General features: G+C 42.2%; 18 protein-coding genes and 1 pseudogene. 13 read left to right on the plus strand and 6 right to left on the minus strand.

Translation table 11 applies throughout. From position 1 onward, the window contains the following. Positions 1-110: 110 nt before the first annotated feature. Positions 111-1,085, plus strand: a complete 975-nt coding sequence (locus AC2VE5_RS10765; protein WP_486887747.1) for a GntR family transcriptional regulator — start codon at positions 111-113, stop codon at positions 1,083-1,085. Here the strand turns inward: AC2VE5_RS10765 and rsmG are convergent. Both rsmG and AC2VE5_RS10775 read right to left on the minus strand, forming a co-directional pair. Beyond that, a complete protein-coding gene (gene rsmG, locus AC2VE5_RS10770) occupies positions 1,047-1,757 on the minus strand; it encodes a 16S rRNA (guanine(527)-N(7))-methyltransferase RsmG (RefSeq protein ID WP_486887748.1) in 711 nt (236 codons plus the stop codon). The genes AC2VE5_RS10765 and rsmG overlap by 39 nt on opposite strands. Continuing rightward, positions 1,750-2,403, minus strand: coding sequence for an ABC transporter ATP-binding protein (locus AC2VE5_RS10775; RefSeq protein ID WP_486887749.1), 654 nt, complete (start codon positions 2,401-2,403; stop codon positions 1,750-1,752). Before AC2VE5_RS10775 ends, rsmG begins: the two co-directional genes overlap by 8 nt. A 140-nt stretch (positions 2,404-2,543) precedes the next feature. Between AC2VE5_RS10775 and AC2VE5_RS10780 the strand changes: the two genes are divergently transcribed. The 3 genes from AC2VE5_RS10780 to AC2VE5_RS10790 all read left to right on the plus strand — a co-directional run bounded on the left by AC2VE5_RS10780 (position 2,544) and on the right by AC2VE5_RS10790 (position 4,470). Then, entirely contained in the window at positions 2,544-3,473 is a 930-nt protein-coding gene (locus tag AC2VE5_RS10780) for a Sll0314/Alr1548 family TPR repeat-containing protein (protein WP_486887750.1), read from the plus strand. 97 nt (positions 3,474-3,570) lie between these two features. After that, complete coding sequence (locus tag AC2VE5_RS10785) at positions 3,571-4,032, plus strand: DUF3531 family protein (RefSeq protein WP_486887751.1); 462 nt, start codon at positions 3,571-3,573, stop codon at positions 4,030-4,032. Positions 4,033-4,041: 9 nt separating this feature from the next. Beyond that, complete coding sequence (locus AC2VE5_RS10790) at positions 4,042-4,470, plus strand: NUDIX hydrolase (RefSeq protein WP_486887752.1); 429 nt, start codon at positions 4,042-4,044, stop codon at positions 4,468-4,470. Positions 4,471-4,534: 64 nt separating this feature from the next. Here the strand turns inward: AC2VE5_RS10790 and AC2VE5_RS10795 are convergent. After that, positions 4,535-5,557, minus strand: a pseudogene (locus tag AC2VE5_RS10795) (ribose-phosphate pyrophosphokinase). Between the two features lie 335 nt (positions 5,558-5,892). On the opposite strand from AC2VE5_RS10795, the gene AC2VE5_RS10800 reads away from it, so the two are divergent. The 3 genes from AC2VE5_RS10800 (at position 5,893) to AC2VE5_RS10810 (ending at position 9,135) form a co-directional block, all read left to right on the plus strand. Next, on the plus strand, positions 5,893-7,095 hold the full coding sequence (locus AC2VE5_RS10800) for a protein kinase domain-containing protein (RefSeq protein WP_486887753.1): 1,203 nt from the start codon (positions 5,893-5,895) through the stop codon (positions 7,093-7,095). A gap of 9 nt (positions 7,096-7,104) precedes the next feature. Beyond that, the gene (gene bioD / locus AC2VE5_RS10805) at positions 7,105-7,797 is read left to right on the plus strand and encodes a dethiobiotin synthase (protein ID WP_486887754.1); all 693 of its coding nucleotides are present in this window, start codon (positions 7,105-7,107) and stop codon (positions 7,795-7,797) included. Positions 7,798-7,920: 123 nt separating this feature from the next. Next, positions 7,921-9,135, plus strand: coding sequence for a M20 metallopeptidase family protein (locus tag AC2VE5_RS10810; protein ID WP_486887755.1), 1,215 nt, complete (start codon positions 7,921-7,923; stop codon positions 9,133-9,135). A 142-nt stretch (positions 9,136-9,277) separates the two neighbouring features. On the opposite strand, the gene AC2VE5_RS10815 is transcribed toward AC2VE5_RS10810, so the two are convergent. Continuing rightward, positions 9,278-9,883, minus strand: coding sequence for a glutathione S-transferase N-terminal domain-containing protein (locus AC2VE5_RS10815; protein WP_486887756.1), 606 nt, complete (start codon positions 9,881-9,883; stop codon positions 9,278-9,280). 87 nt (positions 9,884-9,970) lie between these two features. Here AC2VE5_RS10815 and AC2VE5_RS10820 point away from each other — a divergent pair, with 87 nt between their 5' ends. From AC2VE5_RS10820 to AC2VE5_RS10835, 4 genes are all read left to right on the plus strand, one after another. Further along, entirely contained in the window at positions 9,971-10,789 is an 819-nt protein-coding gene (locus tag AC2VE5_RS10820) for a Nif3-like dinuclear metal center hexameric protein (RefSeq protein ID WP_486887757.1), read from the plus strand. Positions 10,790-10,995: 206 nt separating this feature from the next. Then, a complete protein-coding gene (locus tag AC2VE5_RS10825) occupies positions 10,996-12,126 on the plus strand; it encodes a glycosyltransferase family protein (RefSeq protein ID WP_486887758.1) in 1,131 nt (376 codons plus the stop codon). Between the two features lie 21 nt (positions 12,127-12,147). Further along, positions 12,148-13,293 (plus strand): glycosyltransferase, encoded by a 1,146-nt coding sequence (locus AC2VE5_RS10830; protein ID WP_486887759.1) that lies wholly within the window; start codon positions 12,148-12,150, stop codon positions 13,291-13,293. 451 nt (positions 13,294-13,744) lie between these two features. Beyond that, positions 13,745-14,056, plus strand: coding sequence for a DUF6679 family protein (locus AC2VE5_RS10835; RefSeq protein ID WP_486887760.1), 312 nt, complete (start codon positions 13,745-13,747; stop codon positions 14,054-14,056). Positions 14,057-14,139: 83 nt separating this feature from the next. Here the strand turns inward: AC2VE5_RS10835 and AC2VE5_RS10840 are convergent, their stop codons facing one another. Next, complete coding sequence (locus AC2VE5_RS10840; RefSeq protein ID WP_486887789.1) at positions 14,140-15,831, minus strand: MBL fold metallo-hydrolase; 1,692 nt, start codon at positions 15,829-15,831, stop codon at positions 14,140-14,142. Between the two features lie 245 nt (positions 15,832-16,076). Continuing rightward, positions 16,077-16,199 (minus strand): hypothetical protein, encoded by a 123-nt coding sequence (locus tag AC2VE5_RS10845; protein WP_486887761.1) that lies wholly within the window; start codon positions 16,197-16,199, stop codon positions 16,077-16,079. Positions 16,200-16,282: 83 nt separating this feature from the next. Here AC2VE5_RS10845 and AC2VE5_RS10850 point away from each other — a divergent pair, with 83 nt between their 5' ends. Both AC2VE5_RS10850 and rsmA read left to right on the plus strand, forming a co-directional pair. Then, a complete protein-coding gene (locus AC2VE5_RS10850; RefSeq protein ID WP_486887762.1) occupies positions 16,283-16,888 on the plus strand; it encodes a DNA-3-methyladenine glycosylase in 606 nt (201 codons plus the stop codon). Beyond that, positions 16,889-17,707 carry a 16S rRNA (adenine(1518)-N(6)/adenine(1519)-N(6))-dimethyltransferase RsmA gene (rsmA, locus tag AC2VE5_RS10855; RefSeq protein WP_486887763.1) on the plus strand — a complete coding sequence of 273 codons (819 nt, stop codon included), beginning with the start codon at positions 16,889-16,891 and terminating at the stop codon, positions 17,705-17,707. Positions 17,708-17,728: the final 21 nt, after the last annotated feature.

Raw genomic sequence — 17,728 nt, forward strand, 5'->3', positions numbered from 1 at the left:
CACCAAAACTACCAGAAAATGTGTCAGAAGTTAGAACAATAGAGAGGGCAAGAATTTAGTTATTTCCTCCCCAATCTTCCTTTTTCGGTATCCTCTAGGCTCGTCAAAACATGGTTCAATTCCACATTCAGCCCGATAGCGAAATCCCCTCCTCAACTCAGTTGTTGAATCAAATTCGCTATGCGATCGCCTCTAGGCAATTTTCCCCTGGTCATCGCTTACCTAGCACTAGAGCCTTGGCAATGCAAACGGGTTTGCACCGTAATACCATCAGTAAGGTATATCGCCATCTTGAGGAAGATGGATTAGTCGAAAGTGTCGCAGGTTCAGGTATTTACGTCCGCGCTCAAACAGTCCGGCGCAACCCCGCTTTAATCCCCTTACTTGAGCAATATCCCCAAGCCGACAAAATCGTTCAACTTTGCTTAGATCAACTCCTACAGCAAGGCTGCTCTCTAAACCAAGCACGAGAACTATTTTCCGCAGAAATTGACTGGCGATTGCGCTCTATTGCCCAAGTGATAGTTACAGTGCCAAACGATGATATTGGCGCAGGAAAATTGATTGTGAAGGAATTAGAACAATCATTAAAAATACCCGTACAGCTTGTTTCTTTGGAAGAACTAAAAAATTTAGAGCAAATTACTGGCACGGTCGTAACGAGTAGATATTTTATCGGTCAAGCCGAAGCAATAGCCGCGCTTAAATCTGTCCGCGTTATTCCCATTGATATTTACGACTACGAACAAGAAATCAAACTACTCAAAAAACTACCAAAAGATAGCTGTGTCGGCGTTGTTAGCCTCAGTTCGGGATTGCTGAGATCGGCAGAAGTAATTATTCATAGTTTGCGGGGAAGCGAATTATTGGTACTTACAGCCCAAGTGGGAGACGCTTACAAACTAAATGCCATTGTCAAAAGCGCTCAGGTCATTATTTGCGATCGCCCTAGTTTTGCCACTCTCAAGTCCGCAGTCCAAGCAGTTAGAGAAGATATAATTCGTCCTCCCCAGTTAATTTGTTGCGAAAACTTTGTCGGTACAAAGTCAATTGATTTGCTCAAACGCGAACTTGGTTTGGGGTAGGGAAGTTGTTAGTTTTTTTAAGTAGATGCAGTGGCGGATGCTTTGACTGATGGGAGTTGTGAAGCTATCAATGGAAGTAATTTCTCCATTTAGGGGCGTGATCGCAACTTGCACTGCTTCTTGCTCCTCTTTTGTCCAATGTCCGCGATAAAGTACAGCTATTCCTCCAGGTTGAATTAAAGGCAAGGCATACTCCGCACAGATAGCCGCCGAACCGACAGCGCGGACTGTAGCAAGATCGTAAGCGTTGCTGTATTGGGGAAGTTTCCCCAAAGTTTCGGCGCGTGATGTCACTGTCAAGGCATTTGGGATGCTCAAATCTGCCAGCACCGTATCGAGGAAAGCAATTTTTTTACGCGTAGAATCAACTAATGTAACTGTAGTTTCTGGCAATGCGATCGCCATTGGCAATCCAGGAAACCCCGCGCCCGTACCAATATCAATTATTTTTTGCTTTTCCAGCGTTAGTAAAGGGGCAATTCCCCGCAACGAATCCCATAAATGTTTCTCCCAAAACTCTGTAGATTCAGTAATTCGCGTCAAATTAAATTGACTATTGCCCTTGAGTACCAATTCGTAAAGCTGTTGAAACTGAGATTGCTGGAGCGCGTTTGGTTGCCAATTTATAGTTGATTGCCACAAATCGGTCATTTCTGGTAATAAGCTAGACATTTTGATTTCCAGCAACGGGTGATAGTGTACGCAATTGACCGCGATCTAACTTCCAAGTGCGATCGCTAATTGCGAGTAAATCTCCAGCATCGTGAGTCACAACGAGTAGCGTCCAATCTTGCTTGAGTTTTGCAAGCAAACTTACCAATTGCCGACGCATCGACCAATCTAAGCCTGCTGTCGGCTCATCTAACAGCAACAAAGGAGGTTGACGAATTAATTGTACTGCCAAAGCCAAACGACGCTGCTGACCGCCGCTCAAAGCATAGGGCGAGGCATGAATAGATAATTGCTCTAACCCAACTTCTTGTAAAGCCTGCTTGACTCGCTCCGAGCCTAATTCTGGATGTCCCAACCGCAGTTCTTCTAAAATTGTGCTACCGCAGAAATGGCGTTCGGGAAACTGAAATACTAAGCCAGCCAACTGTTGCAATTGCTCGGATATTAGTTCTTGTTCGCGCCAAGAAATATTACCCGAAGTTGTTTCAACTAGCCCCGCTAAAATTTCTAGTAAGGTACTTTTGCCCGAACCACTCGCTCCGACGACTAACCCTAACTGTTGGGGTGCAAGTTCTAAGTTAATCTCTTTTAAAATAGCTGTAGGACTAGCTGGGGGGTGATAGGTCAGATTTTTGAGATAAAGCATTCGGGCGCGTAGGAAATCACTTAAAAAATTGGCTATAACTCAATTGTGGCGAACAAATGCTACTTCCGGGCAACCTAGGAGCAAACTTAATAAATTAGTATTAACTAACTTAAAAACAATTTGGGTGTAACTTTTTAATTATGAGCAATTATCGATTCTGGGGCGCGATTGCGCAAAGCGCAGCGCTAAAAGCGATCGCTCTAAGCACTGCATTACTAACATTTGGATCGACTAGCCCAACTTGGGCAGCCGATCCTTTTCGCTCTACAAATCCCCGCCCAATCGGCGCTAATACCGAAGCGGCTTTCAAAGCTATATTTCAAGACGGTAATTATGGAGCAGCCCAAGGCTATCTTAAGCAAGCTCAAACTACAGAACCAAACGAGCCTTTGGCGCACGCTATGCAAGCATCTTTAGCTTATAGCGTCAATAAAGATTTGACCTCCTTCGATCTCTATGGCAACAAAACCTTAGAAGCTGCTAAGCAATTAATCAATACCGATCCCTTGCGGGGGAACTTGTATGCGGCGGTAGGTTATTTTTTGCAAGGTGCATCTGTTCTAGCTCGTGATGGAACTGTTAAAGGCACTCCCGAAGCTTTATCTAAATTACGCCTAGTATACGAATACTTAGACAAAGCTCAAGCAGTTTCGACAAACGATCCAGAGATCAACTTGATGCGCGGTTATATGGATTTAATGTTAGCGGTCAATTTGCCGTTTTCCAATCCCGAACAAGCAATTACCAGATTAAAAGAATTTGCTGCACCGCGTTATTTAGCCGATCGGGGTCTAGCTATTGGCTACCGCGACTTGGAGGAGTACGACGAAGCATTGAAGGCGGTAGATCGGGCTTTAGTATTGACAGCAAATAACCCAGAATTGTTTTATCTTAAAGCCCAAATTCTGGCTGAATACAGTAAAAAACAAAACGATCGCTCTATGCTGGGAGAATCAATCCAAAACTTCGATAAAGCGATCGCTAAAAAAGCTCAACTTCCCTCTACTTTGGTCAAGCAAATTGAGCGCGAACGCAGTAAGGCTGCTAGTCGTTTAACTAACTCTCAGTAAAAAAGGGACGCATCACACAAGGCTAATAACAGATTTGCAGGGGGTATGCCCCCCATGTCTTTGTTTTTCTTATTAAGTCAACTAACTTTTAGCCAAAATGCAAATACAATTTCGAGAATTTAATCCCTTTGACTTGTGGATCTGGGTAGAGTTTAGTACAGTGCCATCGGAAATGGAGAAAAAATATTTAGAAGAAGCCTTCAATTCTTGGTTTTATCTAGGAAAACTCGGAGCATTTAATGCCGAAAATCTCCAGGTTCAAGATGAGGGATTAGATATTAGCTACATGAATTATGACGATCGTAGAGCCGATGATAGCTTAATGTCGTTGATGCATAATATGGGAGCCTTTGAGTATCAAGGTACTTGGGCGCGTTGCTGGTTTGATTTGGGGACAAGTGACGCGATCGCTTTAGATATTTTGATTAATTGTCTGATTCAATTAGACAAAGAATATCTGCCGATGGAGCAAATATATATTGGCGGTGAGAATGCCGATTGGACGGTGGAAGATAGCGAAAGCCGCCCCGAACAATCTGTTTACGATTACAACAACTAATAGCTAAATATGCGTTCTGAAGGTCAAATTCGAGTTTTAGCTTTGGGATTGATTAAAAGGGGCGAACGCGTTTTTATCTCCCAAGGCTACGATCCGGTAAAGCAGCAAACTTTCTATCGCGCCATGGGCGGTGGTGTTGATTTTGGTGAAACCAGTCTTGAGGCTTTGCAAAGGGAGTTTCAAGAGGAAATTGAAGCTCAATTAACTAATATTCGTTACCTAGGATGCTTGGAAAATCTATTTACTTTCAATGGCAAACAAGGTCACGAACTTCTCCAAATTTATCAAGCCGATTTCGCCAGCCCGAAGTTTTATGAGTTGGAAAGCTTGGTTTTTGCTGAAGGTAAGCGCCAAAAAACTGCCCTATGGGTAGATATTTCTCGGTTCAAATCGGGGGAGCTATTATTAGTCCCAGAGCCATTTTTAGAGTTCTTATAAAAACAAGCGCGATCGCATTTAATTGATAAATGCGATCGCACTGCTGATAAATATTTAGTTTTTCCTAGCGAAACATACTACTAACTGATGTATCTTCATGCACTCGCCAAATAGTTTCTCCGAGTAAATTGGCGACAGAAAGCACCGTTAGCTGCTCAAAGTGATGTTCTGGGGGAACGGGAATCGTATTTGTGACAATTACTTCCTCAAATACGCCACTCGATAGCCGCTCAACTGCTGGAGGAGAGAATACGGCATGAGTTGCACAGGCATACACCTGACGCGCTCCTTCATCTCGTAACAATTTAGCCCCGGCGGCGATCGTGCCACCCGTATCAATCATGTCATCTACCAATACCGCAGTTTTACCTGCCACATCACCGATTACATTTAAGACTTCAGCGATATTATGAGCTTGACGACGCTTGTCAATAATTGCTAGAGGTGCATCACCTAGCTTTTTCGCAAAGGCTCTCGCTCTTGCTACGCCGCCGACATCTGGGGAAACAACCACAATATCAGACAACTGTTTGTTAGCTAAATAATCAATTATTACTGGTGAACCATAGACATGATCGAAGGGTATATCAAAATATCCCTGAATCTGTGCTGAGTGCAAATCCATTGCTATAACTCGGTCTGCGCCTCCTTGAGTGATCTAGTTAGCTACCAACTTAGCTGTAATCGACTCTCGCCCTGCGGTTTTGCGATCTGCCCTAGCATAGCCGTAGTAAGGAATTACTGCGGTTATCTGCCGTGCGGAAGCACGACGACAGGCATCGATCATAATCAGTAATTCCATCAAATGGTCATTTACTGGATTGCAAGTTGGCTGAATAAGGTAAACATCGCAGCCGCGAATCGACTCTTGAATTTGAATGTAAAGTTCTCCATCTGCAAATCGCTTGCGGATCATCGGTCCCAAGTCCATGCCCAAATAACGAGCAACTTCTTGAGAAAATGGTACGTTGGCAGAACCAGAGAATAAACGCAGGCGGTTATTGTCAGTCATAACCGCGCTTTGAGTTGACGGAACCGTCAAAGTAGTTGCAGATCGTAGCACAACAGACCCTCTAAGCGGCTTCATGGCAATCCTATCATCACAAGTTTACCTACTTCCTCAGCAATTCTAGGGAAATTTAATTATAAGCTTGGATGAAGTTATTAATTAACATTAGTTTAAGAGTTTTAGATAAATTGCCAGTATAAGTATACTTTCCACAGACATTGTACTTTTGTTCTTTGAGTAAATATGTAAGCAAAATTACTTACTTATAAGATAGTAGTTGATGTACTTAGCAGTTAGCTGCAAGCTCAGAAATTTTTAGGGTAAACTTAATTGCTCTAAACTGCTTACAAATCCTTCGTCTATAGGCTTATCCAGAAACCGCTAAACTTTAAACTTCCTCATTCTTCGTCGCAATGCAACCACCTATTTCCTTGCAAACAGTTCTCCAAAATCGCTATCGTTTGGTCGAAATTTTAGGTCAAGGGGGATTCGGGCGTACCTATTTAGCCGAGGATCTAGGTCGCTTTAAAGAGCTTTGCGCCCTTAAGGAGTTTATTCCCCTTCAAAGTAACCCAGAGTTTTTAATCAAGGCAAAACAGTTATTTCAGAAAGAAGCAACGGTTTTATACAAAATTCATCATCCCCAAATTCCTCAGTTTAGAGCCACTTTTGAGCAAGATGGGCGGTTATTTTTAGTTCAAGACTATGTAGAAGGTCAGTCTTATTGGACCTTACTACAACAAAGACAACAAGCAGGAAAAACTTTTACAGAAGTAGAAATAGTACAATTATTCCAGCAATTACTGCCTGTACTTGCTCATTTGCACGTTAGAGGCATTATCCACCGCGATATTTCTCCAGATAATATTATATTGCGCGCTGTTGATTCTAAGCCAGTATTAATTGATTTTGGTGTAGTCAACGACTTAGCAAACCGCATTCAAGCAATTAGCCCTCAATCGGTGACAACAACGGTGGGGAAGTTGGGCTATGCGCCGCTCGAACAGATGCAAACAGGTAGGGCTTACGCTAGTAGCGATCTGTACTCCTTGGCAGTGAGTGCTATAGTTTTACTTACAGGCAAAGAGCCACCAGCCTTATTTGATGACGAGCAATTTACTTGGAATTGGCAACGGTGGGCAAAAGTAAGTCAACAATTTGCATCTTTGCTCGATCGAATGCTCAGTTATAAGCCAAGCGATCGCTATCAATCGGTAGCAGAAGTCGCAAAAGCCCTACAATCATTGACCGCACCCCATGCTCAAAGTGCGCAATTATTAGCCCCTCAAAGCCCCCAACCTGTAGCTGCGTTGTCGCAAACAGAGCAAAATTCTCCCCGTCGCCCTCCAGACCTCGATCCTTCAGAAATAAATACAATTGCGATCGGTCGCCGTCCCGAAAAAATTAAGCCCTTTACGACTAAACTGCAACCAACCGTTGCCAAACGCTCAATTTGGGAGCGTTGGTGGGCAATTATTGGTATTTTTGTGACGGTGGCTTTAGTTGCTGGCGGTAGCTCATTGTTATTTGTCAGTTGGTTATTAAGTCAAAATGACAAAGTAGAACCGCAATCTTTCCCCTCGCCGCTAATTTCCGATCCACCTAACTCCAATTAACAGGTCATTTTGAACGCATTACTAATTACAGGGACAGATACCGAAACTGGCAAAACAGTTTTAACTACTGCTTTAGCAGCTTATTGGCAAAAGTTTGTTTCTCCAAGTTTAGGGATTATGAAGCCAATTCAAGCCGGAATTGGCGATCGCGAATTGTATTCTCAATTATTTGCCCTCCATCAATCTATCGACGAAATTAATCCTCTATACTTTGATGCACCTTTAGCCCCACCAATCGCCGCCGCCAAAGAAGGTCGCACGGTGGATTTGGGGTTAGTCTGGCAAAAGTTAGAACAGTTGAAATCGGCGCGAGATTGGGTGTTAGTAGAAGCATTAGGAGGACTAGGATCGCCCGTAACTTACGAATTTACTGTAGCCGACTTAGCCGCCGAATGGCGATTGCCAACGGTTTTAGTAGTTCCAGTAAAATTAGGGGCAATTTCCGGGGCTGTTGCCAATGTTGCTTTAGCTAGGCTGAAAGGCGTACAACTCAAAGGCATTGTTTTAAACTGCGTGCAACCAGTTTCAGAAGCGCAAATTAGCGATCTAACACCATTAGATTTAATTCAATCGCTGACTAATATACCTGTATTGGGCTGCCTACCTTACTTAGAAAATCCCACAAATTTAGCTAAATTAGCTCAAGTCGCGGCAAATTTAGACCTAGAAAGATTGATGCCCTTTACTGTATCCACTAGATAGGCAAGACCAAATTTATGCAGCTTGCTCTAAAGCAAGTAAAAAATAGTTGGATGTAGTTAGGCTTGTAGTATTACTTCGGGCGATCGCTTCAGTAATAAACCTTACTAAACTCATATTTAAAACATGGTTGCTACTTCTTTAAATCCTCTTAATATCGATTTATCAAGCATCCGGGCGGAAATTAGAGCTTTACAGCCGCAAATTGTGCAATGGCGCAGAAAGCTTCACCAATACCCAGAATTAGGCTTTAAAGAACAATTAACAGCGCAATTTATCGCTCAAAAACTCCAAGAATGGGGCATTGAACACCAAACAGAGATTGCCCATACGGGCATAGTCGCAATTATTCGCAGCCCCAAACCAGGTAAAGTATTGGCAATTCGGGCAGATATGGATGCGTTGCCAATTCAAGAACAAAACGAGGTAGATTATTGCTCAAAGCATGATGGTGTAATGCACGCCTGCGGACATGATGGACATACTGCGATCGCCCTTGCTACAGCTTGCTACCTAGCCCAGCACCGCGACGACTTTACAGGAGTCGTCAAAATTATCTTTCAGCCTGCCGAAGAAGCCCCCGGCGGCGCTAAACCAATGATTGCTGCTGGGGTATTAAAAAATCCTGATGTTGAGGCGATTATTGGCTTGCACTTGTGGAATAACTTACCCCTCGGTACGGTAGGCGTGCGCGGAGGGGCATTAATGGCGGCGGTGGAGTGTTTTCGCGCTCGGATTTTGGGCAAAGGCGGACATGGGGCAATGCCCCATCAAACCGTAGATTCCATCGTAGTTGCAGCACAAATTGTCAGTGCTTTGCAAACAGTTGTGTCTCGAAATGTCGATCCGATAGAATCGGCTGTTGTCACGGTGGGAGAATTTCATGCAGGTACGGCACTCAATATTATTGCCGATACCGCTCAGCTAAATGGTACAGTACGTTATTTCCATCCAAAATTTGCTGGATTTATACAGCAAAAAATTGAACAAATTATTGCTGGAATCTGTAGCAGTTACGGCGCAAAATATGACTTAGAATACTGGCAGCTTTATCCACCAGTAATTAATAATGCCGAAATTGCTCAATTAGTGCGATCGCAAGCTATGGCAGTAGTAGAAACTCCAGTGGGTATTGTGCCAGAATGCCAAACTATGGGCGGCGAAGATATGTCATTTTTCCTGCAAGAAGTACCAGGTTGTTATTTCTTTTTGGGTTCAGCAAATCTTGCTAAAAACTTGGCATACCCTCATCATCACCCCCGCTTTGATTTTGATGAAACCGCACTAATGATGGGGGTAGAAATATTTGTCCGTTGCGTAGAGCAATTTTGCCATCAATAGCGCCATCTATTCCCAGCTACTTATTGCCGCCCTTACAACAAATTTGGTTAAAGAATTAGAACTATTACCTTTGCCCTTTAACCTTTTCCCTGCCTCTTGCATAAGACACTTTAGGCAAGAGTACTGACAGATGGCAACACATTCAACTTGGTACTGCCATTCCCTTTTGCACCGATGGACGTTGCTGCAACGCCTCAAACCAGCGCTTGAGATTGGAATGATTGTCTAAAGTTAAGCCTTGAAATTCATAGATAGCTACCCAAGGGAAAATGGCAATATCAGCAATAGAGTAGTCTTTACAGATAAACTCGCCCTTGGTTAGTTGAGTATCTAATACGCCATACAACCGTAAAGTTTCTTTTTCGTAACGAGAAATCGCATAATCAATTTTTTCTGGAGCAAATTTCTTGAAGTGGTTTAATTGACCAAACATCGGTCCCACGCTACCCATTTGCAACATCAACCACTCTATGACTTGGTAGCGCTCTTTTTGGTCTGTTGGTAGCAATTTCCCAGTTTTTTCTGCCAAGTACATTAAAATTGCCCCAGACTCAAATACTGTCATTCCTGTCTCGTTATCGACAATAGCGGGAATTTTGCTATTGGGATTGATGGCGATAAATTCTGGAGTAAATTGATCGCCCTTGGTAATGTCTATTTTGTGGGTATTGTACTCAATGCCTAGCTCCTCCAAAGCGATCGAAGCCTTGCGTCCGTTGGGGGTCGTAAAGGTATACAGGTCAATCATGACAATAAAATATACTTTTTGCTGGTATCTGGAATTAACATTGGTGTTAGTGTAGCTTGAACTACTAAGTTACTTAAAGCTGAGTGTATGATTGTTGCCGATTTAATTGCTTGGTTTGAAGCTTGGGCGAATCCTGCTTGGCAGGAAAAATGGGATAACTGTGGTTGGCAAATTGAGCCGGGAATATTGAATCGTTCTGCCCAAGTATTGGTGTGCTTGACTCCTACATTAGCAGTAATGCTTGAAGCGATCGCTCTCCAAAAAGCAGGTATAGAAATTAATCTAATTTTTGCCCACCATCCGCTAATTTTTAATCCACTCAAATCTTTACGCACTGGGGATGCTTTAGCAGAGGTAACTCGGTTAGCTTTTAGCCATCAAATTGGCATATACACGGCTCACACCAATTTCGATCAAGTGCAGGAAGGCACAGCCGATGTTCTAGCGACTTTGTTGAATTTAAAAGCAGCAATGCCTATAGTGCCAACTCAAGCGGGCTTGGGTTACGGTCGAGTCGGAGATCTAGATGCAGCTTTAACTTTAGAAGATTTATTAGTACAAATTCAAACTTTATTGCATCCTCCAGATTTGATTTTTTCTCCTACTGCCGATCTTCAGCAAACGATTCAAAAAGTTGCGGTTTTGGGGGGAAGTGGTGCTGGTTTTATTTCCGAGGTAGTCAAGACTGGAGCGCAAGCTTACTTAACTTCAGACTGTAAGTTTCATCAATTTCAAGAAAGTCGCGATCGCGGTTTAATTTTGATCGATGCTGGGCATTATGCTACTGAACGCCCTGCTTGTGAGCTTTTGGTAACAAAATTTACTAATTTAGGTCTAGAGTGGGTAAAACTGAGTCAAAAGGATGAAGATTTCCGCAGCTTTTTTCGACAAAAAAAGCCAGGCTAGGCGGAAAAATTCTTTCAAGCTATTTTACTATTGCTTTGGAGCGTAGCAAATACGCCTAAGAGGATATTTTATTAGGGTAAAAATATAATTATTATAATTTCTCTTTTGCTTAAATATAAAAACTTGTATGGTTATATTTATTCGCTCGTTACTATTTTTTAAAGTGTATCTTGAATTAATATCAAATCTCTAAAAATCCATCTTTTATGAGCAACGATTTGACTAATTATTCACCAGCAACTTCAAGAGTGTTGATTTTATCACTAAGCAATTTTGAGTCTCCTATCGAGCGCAGCTTCTTGTTTGAATTTGAGGATGCTGTGTGTGATTTCGATCGAGTTGATGTATTTGCACCTGACTTTCCGTCAACTATACGCAATAAAATTACCAAAGAAATTTCTCAATTTGCTTTTAATACTATAGGTAAAACCCTGCCTATTAGCCCAATTTTTAATCAATTTTCCTTAGATCGAGAATACGATCTATTTTTATTTATTTGCCAAGATCTTACAGAACTATATTATTTAGATTCTATTAAAAACTGGCGAGAAAAATGCCGCAAAGCTGTTTGCTGGCTAAACAAGTTAGACATAAATAAGTTCAAGCCTCAATTAACAGCATTAAAAGACTTCGATCGTGTATTTATAGGTGTAAGCTGTAGTCCTGAAATTACAAAGAGCATTCAAGATTCCTGTTCTTATATGTCGCCAGGAATTGATGCTATAAAATTTTGCCCCTATCCCATGCAACCCCAAAGAAACATTGATATATGCTGCTTAGGTCGCCGTCCCGATCCAATTCATGAATCTTTGCTTAATTTGGCACACCAAAATAATTTGTTTTATATGTATGACACTATGCAAGAATCACCCGTTTCTAACCATCGAGAATATCGAAACTTGTATAGGAATTTAGTTAAAAGAAGTCGTTATTTAATTGCTTGCAAATCAGAAATAGAAAGTCAAACTAATGGTCAAGAGGAGCTAAACGTTTGCTTTTTTGAAGGGGCAGCAGGTGGTGCGGTAATGTTAGGAAGTCCACCAAGTTGCGATGCTTTTAGCCAAAACTTTGATTGGTCAGATGCCGTAATTACCTTAAATAAAGATTCAACTAATATAACAGAAATAATTACTCAGCTAAATTCGCAGCCGGAGCGCTTACACAAAATCAGTACAGATAATGTAGTCAATTCTCTACTTCGCCACGATTGGGTGTATCGTTGGGAAAAAATACTAAATTCAGTAGATATTTCGCCCTCAGTAACAATGCTTGAAAGAAAAGCTAAATTGAAAGAGTTAGCTGAAATTGTAGCCGCAGATAATCCTAGTATTAAATAATAAACTAGCGGATAATTTTTTATGCAAAAAGTAATTTCTGCCGTAGCATCGAGTTCTCAGCCACGCATTTTAATTTTATCTATGCGCGATTTAGAATCTCACATATCCCGTTCCTATATAAATGAGTTTGAAAAATGTATTTGTAGCTGGGAAAATGTCGATTTGCTGAGCATACCTTACTTCAGAAATAAGCTATCAAAAAAAATAGTTAACAATTTATCTAGAAAAGTTTTTCAACTTAGTGGGAACCCCAACATCCCAAATTCTATTAGTAACCACTTTATATTAAATAAAAAGTATGATTTATTTTTTTATGTATGTCAAAAACCTATAGATTTACTTTACTTAAACACAATTAAAAATTGGCGCGAACAGTGCAATAAAGCAGTTTGCTTGGTGGATGAAATATGGATGGAAAACTATGATAGAGACAAAAAACAACTATCAGTATTAAAAGATTTTGACTGTATTTTTATGAACTTGAGTGCTAGCATCAAAGCCGTTGCTAATACAACTCAAAAGCCCTGTTATTACTTGGCTCCTGGAGTTGATGCTGTAGAATTTTGTCCTTATCCTCTACAACCGCAACGGAGTATTGATGTTTGTAATTTTGGTCGTCGTTCGCCCTCGATACACCAATCGCTGTTGGATTTAGCAGAGCAAAAAGATTTTTTATATGTTTATGATACGTTGAAGTATTTATTTACAACTAATTACCAAGAACATCGCGTGTTGTACCAAAATATAGTTAAAAGAAGCAATTACTTTATTGCTTATAGAGCAAAATTTGACCTTGAAGGTGAAACTGGAGGTCAACAAGAGTTGAACTTTCGCTTTTTTGAAGCTACTGCGGGGGGTGCAGTAATTTTGGGTATGCCTCCGCAAACGGAAACTTTTACCCAAAGCTTTGATTGGTCTGATGCGGTAATTGAGCTTTCTGCTAACGCATCGAATGTCGCAGAAGTTATTGCAGATTTGAATGCACAGCCAGAGCGCCTAAAAGAAGTACGCAAAAATAATGTAGTCAATTCACTACTTAGACATGACTGGGTATATCGCTGGGGTCAAATTTTGGATAAAGTGGAACTCAGTCATACGCCTAAGATGGAACAAAGACGAGCTTATCTAAAAACTTTAGCTGACATGGCGAACCAAAAAAGCAGTTAAGCTGCTGCTGTGTTTGTAAACTCCGCCAAAGAATAAGTTAATATTAGTTATATTGGGTTAAACTTCAATGGAGTTATCAAGCTTCAAGCTGGAGTCAAAACTCAAACAGCCGCACCCGGCGGCAGGATGAAAGTTAGGAAAAATTTTGGGCAAAGGAGAAAAATCTTCGCCATCATCAACTCAATCAAGATTACAGTCTTGCACGAGTTGCGATCGCGCCTTCTCCAAAATCATCCGCATTCATTTAGGGAACCCGTTTTAGATTCGGGAGCGACAAATAGATAGTGACGCAAAATCTACATGAAATATTTAAAAATCGCCAAGTCGCTAACTAAATATCGGTTACCACTGAGGAATAAAGCCGTAAATCCGCCGCAAGTAGGAACTATTTACTGGTACAGGCTCCATCAAGTTACGAGTTTAACCACATTTGAAAAGGCAGAAGCAATACATGCTACACCGCAAGATTTATCAACTTTGTTGCGATGGGCGTGAGATATCTATTTTCCTAAGAGATCAGCAACGATGGATTGAACACGCCCGCATTATTGATATAGAAGGGGATTTGGTAACTTTACGTTACGAGGAAGATCACGAAGATGAAATTTGTTCTTGGGAAGAAATGGTTCGCTTAGAAAGTATTGGTGCTGTAACTCAAAAACTAGCATCGGTTTCTAGAGCTAATGTCGATCCCCTTGTTTCTGACGATTGCCCAGAGGCAGAGCGAATTCACAATCATCACAACGATTCAAACCCTGAGTAAGCTAAATATATTTAACTAAAAAAAGTTCAGAAAAAGCATATTTTTTCTGGACTTTTTATTTGACCAACAGTTAGAGCCTAAAGTTAGGATTCTTGTTCGCTTGACTCCTGAGCTTGGGTAGAAAAATCAGCATCAGATTCATTTAGCCTTTCAAATACAGGGCAATAGCCTTCTGGCGTTACTTTAAAGCCAAACAGGGGAGAAGCTTGATTCCAACAACGTTGTCCCCGGTAAAATTTACAAGTACCGCAACAGTTTAAATTATTCCAAGCTGGGAAATCGCTATGAGAAGTATGGAGCAGTTCGCGGGAAGACAAGCCTCGCAATACTAATTCTTCTCCTTGCCAACGAGCAGATACTAAGCCTGTATCGGCAAAATTTCGCCAACGCGGATCGGTCGTAACGGCATCGGGGAGAGTAATTGTGACTATACTACCCAATTCATTTAGTTCGCCTTCGTAGCTAGTTTCTGGCGGCGCTGGCGGCTGCAAAAACAGTTCGCCAATTCTCAGTTCTACCAAAGTGCCAGCCGATGGAGAATGCAAGTGATAGCGATTTTGCAACTCCTCTAAGCTAGTTAAGTCAGCGAGGTAGGTAGGGGAACCGTGAATAAAGATTACATCTTGGGGTCGTAAGTTGTGAATTAGTTGAGTAATTCCAGGTCCATCGCTATGTTGGGCAAGTAAGTAAGTTTCAATGTTAGTTGAGGGCAAATTGGTAGTAAAAGTATTTATTACCGAATGACCGGGCTTCTCAGGCAGAAAGATTAGCCAAGCGCCAGTATCTGGCTGACAATATTGAGTTAAATCCTTGGTGTCATCAGTCAAGACTATACAAGGCTGCCCGTTATTAAGCTGCTGCTGGGGTTGTAAACGCCGCATCCGGGGACGAACTCGTTCATCCCAAAATAAGGGCTGATGGCGGGCAAAGTTTTGGACGGCAGCAGGGAGATAAGGAAGCAGTTGCAAGTAGGCATCGCAACCATTGGCAACACTTCCATCTACCCAGATATTTAGGTCGCGCCCAGTAAAATTATGGTGGCTGCGGAGCAGCATTAAAATTTCTTGCCCTAAGCCTAAAGTAGGTGTAGGTAGCAAGACCGAATGATTTGAGGCGATCGCACGATTGATGCGTTCTGCTAAAGTATTTTCTTGAGTGCGGCGATGAGGATGGCGCGATGTGCCGTAACTGCCCTCAATAATTAGTACGTCTGGCTCTAAACCGCGTAATTCTTCTAAGGGCAATCCATCTACTAGGCGGGAATTGGATAAGAAAAAATCCCCCGTATAAAGCAGCTTGTAAGAGCGCTGGGCATTGGTGTAGGTAAGGAGAATTGCCGCCGCTCCCGGCAAGTGTCCGGCGGGGAACAACTGGGCAACTAAGCCGTTATGAAACTCAATTGGTGATCGCCAAGGCAAGGCGTGGCAAAATTGAGGTATCGGTTCCTCGGTATTGTGCCAATTTAGCGGTAGTAACTGGGTTGTGACTTCGCTGGCGTAGATGGGTAAAGTCGGAAAAGCTTGATGCAGGGCTAATAAGCCTCTAGCGTGGTCTGAGTGGGCGTGGCTGCATAGAACTAAGTCTATTGGTTGTTCTAAAGCTTGGAGCGGCGAAATATCTTCAATTCCGCAGTCTAGTAAAATGCGGTATGGTCCCATCCGCACTAACAGACATACACCCTCGTCGTGATGGTGAACGCCATAAGGCAAACATTCTAGTTCCGAACCCGATCCTCCAATATTAGAGCTAGAGGAGGATATATTACTACTCCTCATTGCTTGGCGAAGATAAGGTTGCGTAAAGTCGAGAGAGATACGGGGAGAAGGATTCTTCCCGTATCTCATGCGCGCGTCCAAGGATTCCGGCGCGATTACTTTTTAAGAGTTGCGTCCAAGTTGAGATTCTTTGCATTGCCACACCTGCCCCAGAGAAAATTAGAATTATTGCTCTAGAAATCCCTTTCTTCCCCAAGCTGGCACGGGTGGGAGGTGAAAAACATTAAATTTTGTGTAGCCTTAATTTAATGAGCCGAGCCATTGCCATGATAGTTTTTAGAGTCATAAAACCCATTTTTAGTGCCAAAAAATAGGCAAGAGACTGTAAATATTACAGTTAAACCTACTAATACCAGCTTGACATCCATATTTATCTCCGTAGTAGTTGTACTGTTTGCTTAGTAATTTTACAATTGGGCTAGTAGTACGATGTTACTTTAGCTAACTTGCTTTGCTTAATTCAACTGTATTCAATCAGATTGTAGAACCGAATTGGCTGGCGCGTCCAGCAACAGAAATTGCACCGTTGCTTTTGGGCTGCGTACTGGTGCGTCAATTGCCTGATGGGCAAATTATCCGGGGAGCAATAGTTGAAACGGAGGCTTATGAGGTTGGAGATCCAGCTTTTCATGCTTACAAAAGCCGTACAAGTCGCAATAGTGTTGTTTTTGGAGCGCCAGGGAGAAGCTACATTTATCTAATTTATGGCATTTACCACTGTTTTAATGTAGTTACAGACTTAGATGGAGTGCCGAGTGCGGTGCTAATTCGGGCTTTACAATTAGAGAATGTCCCAGAAGGGGAGAATTTACAAAAGTTTGCGGCGGGTCCAGGTAAGCTATGTCGGGCAATGCAAATCGATCGCAGTTTAAATGGGATATCGTTGCAGAGTGGGTCGGCGCTGTGGTTAGAGCATCGCAGCGAGGAATTTACAAACAAAGTAACAACGGGGGAAATTAGTTTTGTGCAAACTACCCGGATTGGGATCTCTAAAGGGATAGAGTTACCCTGGCGGTGGTATATCGAAAATTGTCTGGCGGTTTCAAAAAGGATATAAGTGGTAAGAGCGCGTAAAATTTTTGCCCAACATTGGCTGAAAAGTGAGAAGGTGCTGCACCAGATAATTAAAGCAGCAGAAATTAATACTAGCGATCGCATTTTGGAAATTGGACCAGGTAAGGGGGTGCTGACTCGTCAGTTGTTACCCTTAGCTCAGTCGGTGGTGGCGGTAGAAATTGACCGCGATTTATGCGATTTATTGGCAAAGCAACTCGGTAAAATTAGCAACTTTTTACTGCTGCAAGGAGATATTCTCAGCCTGCAATTGCCTGATTATGATGCTTGCGCCAATCTTAATAAGGTGGTGGCAAATATTCCTTACAATATTACTGGACCAATTTTAGAAAAGTTGTTAGGGAAAATTTCAATTCCACCCGCTCAAAACTTTGACTCGATTGTGCTATTGGTGCAAAAAGAAGTCGCCGAGCGATTGTACGCCAAGCCCGGCAATAGAGCTTTTGGAGCGCTATCGGTGCGAGTCCAGTATTTGGCAGAATGCGAATTAATTTGCCTTGTCCCCGCTCAATGCTTTTCGCCAGCGCCCAAAGTAGATTCGGCAGTGGTGCGGTTGCGTCCTCGGCAAATATTGCCCGCAGCTACTAATCCTCAGAAGTTGGAAACTTTAGTCAAGCTGGGTTTTGCCACCAAGCGCAAAATGCTGAGAAATAACCTCAAATCTGTAGTAGAGCGGGACGAACTGACTCAATTGCTGGAACAATTAGATATCAACCCCCAAGCCCGCGCGGAGGATTTAAGCGTACCTCAATGGGTAACTTTGAGCGATCGCCTAGAAGGAGCGATCGTAAAAATGCAATAGTTGCAGCAGTTTCTGATAAGT

The sequence above is a fragment of the Aliterella sp. E5.1 genome (genome assembly GCF_057473825.1).